The following is a 4259-nucleotide window of genomic DNA, read 5'->3' as shown; positions in this document are numbered from 1 at the left end:
CAATCTTGCAGGTACGTTTTGTCTGCGAATATTGGAGAAACGTTTGAGCGTTGCCATTTCGGGTTTGTTGTGACGAATGCGAGGAATTGCTTTTTACTGACAGGCAGGGTGTCGATGCGAAACGCCTCAACCTTTCGCGGAGTTTTGTCAGTGGTGTAGAGGGGGATGTAGGATCCGGCGGGGATCTCTACCATGGGTGTCGAACTAATTGACTCACCCGTACCCCATCCTAGACTCGCTATGAGCAAGGATAATAGACTGACTATTAGGGTGCAGCTGAGTTTCATTTTAGCTCAATATTACTGAAGGTTACTAGCGTTCAGTATTGAGGGGCTTAGCGCCTTTTGCACGGACTTTCTTTACCATGTCAGGTGTGACCTCAGTGCCATTGTTATCCCACTGGTTGTAGACGTAGGTCAGAACGTTCGCTACGTCATCGTCTGAGAGGTCTAGCTTAGGCATGATGCCGTCGTATTTAACGCCATTGACAGTGACTTCTCCAGAGAGGCCATTGACTAGTGCGCTAATTGAGTCGTCGATGCTATTGTTGAGGTAGTCAGACTGGGCTAATGGTGGGAACGCTGCTGGGATGCCATTGCCATTTGCTTGGTGACACGCGCTACAGACTTGGGTGTAGGTGATCTTACCGCGCTTGATACGCTCGTCTTTGTTTGTAGATTTCGCTGGCTTGTTATACGCCTGCGGGATGTCTTGGATTGCTCCGCCTTCAGGCTGATAAATGCGGTCATCAGTTTTTCCTGAATAGACCGCTTTGTTGCTGGCTTCGTCTCCACCACTGACTTTTAGCATTCCAATGGCCCCTTTGTTGAATGCGCGGAAAATTGAGTGGTCGACTAGAATGAAGGTTCCAGATGTGTCTAATTTGAACTCACAAATGGCTGATCCGCCTGCTGGGACGAGCGTGGTCTGTACGTTCTTTTTAGGTTCACCAAGGCCACCTTCAGTGTAGACTTTGTCAAAAATTTCACCAATCACGTGGAATGAAGAAACAAGGTTTGGTCCACCGTTTCCTACAAAAAGGCGAACACTGTCACCAACCTCAGCGGTGATCGCTTTGTCGCCAGTAAGAGCTCCCACAGATCCGTTGAAAACCACGTAATCCGCATCTTCTTTAATCGCTTTTTCCATGCTGAATGGCTGGAGTCCGGCTTCACCATATTTACCTTTGGTGTAAAAATCTCCCTGCATCACGTAGAACTCTTTATCGACCTTCGGTAGGCCTTCTTTAGGTTCAACTAATATGAGGCCATACATACCATTTGCTATGTGCATACCAACTGGGGCCGTTGCGCAGTGATATACGTAGAGACCTGGGTTGAGAGCCGTGAATGAGAATTCAGACTCGTATCCAGGAGCGGTGAATGATGAACTAGCTCCGCCACCGGGACCTGTTACCGCGTGAAGGTCGATGTTGTGGGGCATCTTACTTGATGGGTGGTTCGCCAGATGAAACTCAACGAGGTCACCTTCGCGTACTCGGATAAACTTTCCAGGAACACTGCCGCCGAACGTCCAAAACGTGTAGTCCACTTCGTCGGCCATGCGTTTGACGATCTCTCTGACCTCGAGCTTTACAACGACTTTAGTTCGATGATTTCGGGTGATTTTCGGGGGGACATTTGGCGCGTCAGTAAGAGTGGCTATTTCTTTACCTACAATAGGCTCGTTTAGAATGCTGAGGTGATCGTCAGCTTCTGCTAGAACGAGGCTAGCCTCAATAAATGAGCTCATTGCGCACGCCATGGCTATGAGAGTATTTCTTGTGTGATTTGTCATTTATCTAGGTCAGTGTGATTGATAAATTAGTACCGATTATCTGGTGCTCAGTATCTCTGTATAAGAGTCAATGAATAATATGAAGCATTAAAGAGTTTTTTGTCTTTAATTGATGTTAGGTGTTTTAGCTTTGTTTATAAAACTCACATTCATCCTTTAGGCTGCTCAATGACAAGAGATAGCTGGTGGCTGATTCCACTGAGGATGGGCCTGATTAACTATACCCTCCTACAAAGACAAACTACCTGTGCTCATTCTGCTCTGCATGCTCTTTTCTTCCTATTTAGTCAATAAACTCGCTCGTAAACACGGCATAGATAAACAAGCCCCCAAGAGGGTGCCGCCTTCGATAGCAAGGATTACCAAGATGATTTGCGCGGTCGACTTATCTATGATAGCTCAGCCCTACTACAGTACCAGTTGGACATAGCATCGCCGGCGTAAGGCTGTAGTGAAGATCCACCTTTGTCTGAACCTACAGAGCTTCCTGCCGCAGCATTTCAATGAGGCGCGTATAGTGTAGATAATACAACGCTGCACTGGGGTCATGGGGTAGGAGTTGGCTATGGCATAGCTGAAGGCGCTGAGCCCATCCACTCCGGCGGAGAGGATGCCTTTAATGCCACGATTCTTCACCTAAGTGAGAACGCGTAAGCGAAATTTGGAGCCTTAGTTTTGTCTAGCCAGAGGCCCCAAACTTTTTTTTGCGCTTTCAAGTGAACTCCAAGGGCAACATGCACTGTACGGTTACTGACACCTCCCTAGCCATGCACTTTAGCCACCAAGGTGTCGAGATAAGCGGTTGGGTGAAATTTGTCTAAGACGCTTATAAATAGATTATTTATGTTATTGAGCAAAGCTTTGTTGTCTGATTTTATGAGTTGATTAAACTTGATAGATGTATGCTAGCTGATCTTGAATTTTGTGCAGCCTAGTTCCTTGACCGTATGGAGTGAACCTTCAGCTTGAAGCTCGGAAGGCGTCGTTGATGTTTAGCTATGGACTGTGGTTCAAACTCACCGCAGCGATCGCGTGGAGTATTAACCTCCAGACTTCCGTGCGCAGTGATTAGTTAATTTCCTTGATCCCCCAACTCGCTGGGGCTGGACAGCAGCCTTCTGTTTTTCGATAAAATAGTTGAAGAATAGCGCCAAGACTTAGTCTGATTCACATTGCTTTTTCTTCATTGGTCGTATTTTACAAATGCTACCAAAAATACATCCTCCCACTCAGGCTCTTTCGACGAATAGGGTTTCAATGAGCTAGCCAACACAACACCCTATGTAACATAGATCGCTGCGCCTTCTTGCTGTGAAAATCCCTGAGAAATGTCGTCACCCTCCCAAGGTCATAAAATAAATCACAAGGTCGGGCAGCCTCAACTCCACCTTAAGTTGCCGAATCGGACAAAGCCATAGCCACTAGAAAGTTGCGATTGTAGCGGTGTCACTCAAATGCCGTCTTGGCGAAGCCTACCTTAATTAGCCATGCAGTGTGTGCAAAGATGTGCCTGATAATTACTACGAAAGAGCCTCAATTAGTTAGCGAAATCATCAAGAGTTGTCGAGTGGAGGGCTGTGTCCATAGTGTCGCGTAACTTTTGTATAGTATCGTGCAGAGGGCAGTGGTCTTTCACTCCGCACCATCCTGGTCCCATTGGGCAGAAGTCGTCATTCTCTTTATCTTGCCCAAAAATCCTGACGATTTGGAACACAGATATTTCACTAGGGGCCTTGGTCAGCTTGTAGCCTCCATTGGGGCCACGCATGCCTTCGATAATTCCAGCTGCGGAAACAGAGGTGAGGACCTTTGCTACAAGCGTCTGGGGGAGGTTGACAGCATCACTGATCTTCTGGGATCCACGCAGAGTTCCTGATTCATAGAATTGGGCCAGGTGACAAAGTGCGGCAAGTGCACAGCGTGCTGTTTTTCCGTAGGCAATCATTGTGAGGTGTTTCTGGCGGGAATCTGGGCTATTTTCGATTCTTTGCAACCTCCATTACTTCTCCAGTTAAGAGCTGTATAGCGATCTTGAGTAATAGATTGTAGATCATGAGCCAGCATCCTTGATGCCTACCCTCATTTTTCGTGCGAGATCTGTGGGAGAAAATCTAACCACTCGTGTAGTGGTGATAGGAAGAATGCAGTCCAATGTGTCTCTGTTCAGATAAAACCATTCTAACTTAATTGTATGTATCCGCGAATTTTAGTCGCTTAGGCAACTGTAAGGGATAGGAAAAGGCCTGAGCTTGTAGCTAGCTTCTAGTTTAACCGCCTTGGATTCAAACCGGAAGTGCACCGCTTAACTTGAACAACGGCCCAGATGCTGATTAGTATCAGCACTGGCTTCACCGTTCAAAACCGAGCCTGTGCCAAATGACCTATAAACATCTGAGCAGCGAAGAGCGGTATACCATATCTATCCTACGCCGCAAGGGCGAGTCCAACGCATCCATAGCTTC

The 4259-nt window shown here is 47.0% G+C and carries 2 protein-coding genes and 1 pseudogene; all 3 read right to left on the bottom strand.

What is annotated here, in order from left to right:
- Positions 1-194 (bottom strand): annotated as a pseudogene (locus tag ABGY95_RS00600) (formylglycine-generating enzyme family protein); the annotation flags it as partial.
- Positions 195-312: 118 nt separating this feature from the next.
- On the bottom strand, positions 313-1797 hold the full coding sequence (gene nirK / locus ABGY95_RS00595; protein WP_347439739.1) for a copper-containing nitrite reductase: 1485 nt from the start codon (positions 1795-1797) through the stop codon (positions 313-315).
- Positions 1798-3334: 1537 nt separating this feature from the next.
- Positions 3335-3790: an Rrf2 family transcriptional regulator gene (locus ABGY95_RS00590; RefSeq protein ID WP_347439738.1), complete on the bottom strand. Its 456-nt coding sequence runs from the start codon at positions 3788-3790 to the stop codon at positions 3335-3337.
- Positions 3791-4259: the final 469 nt, after the last annotated feature.

Source organism: Rubritalea sp. (assembly GCF_039830215.1).
Taxonomy (GTDB): Bacteria; Verrucomicrobiota; Verrucomicrobiia; order Verrucomicrobiales; family Akkermansiaceae; genus Rubritalea.
Note: the sequence above shows the minus strand (reverse complement) of the source record. Positions and strands in the feature narration are given on the sequence as shown.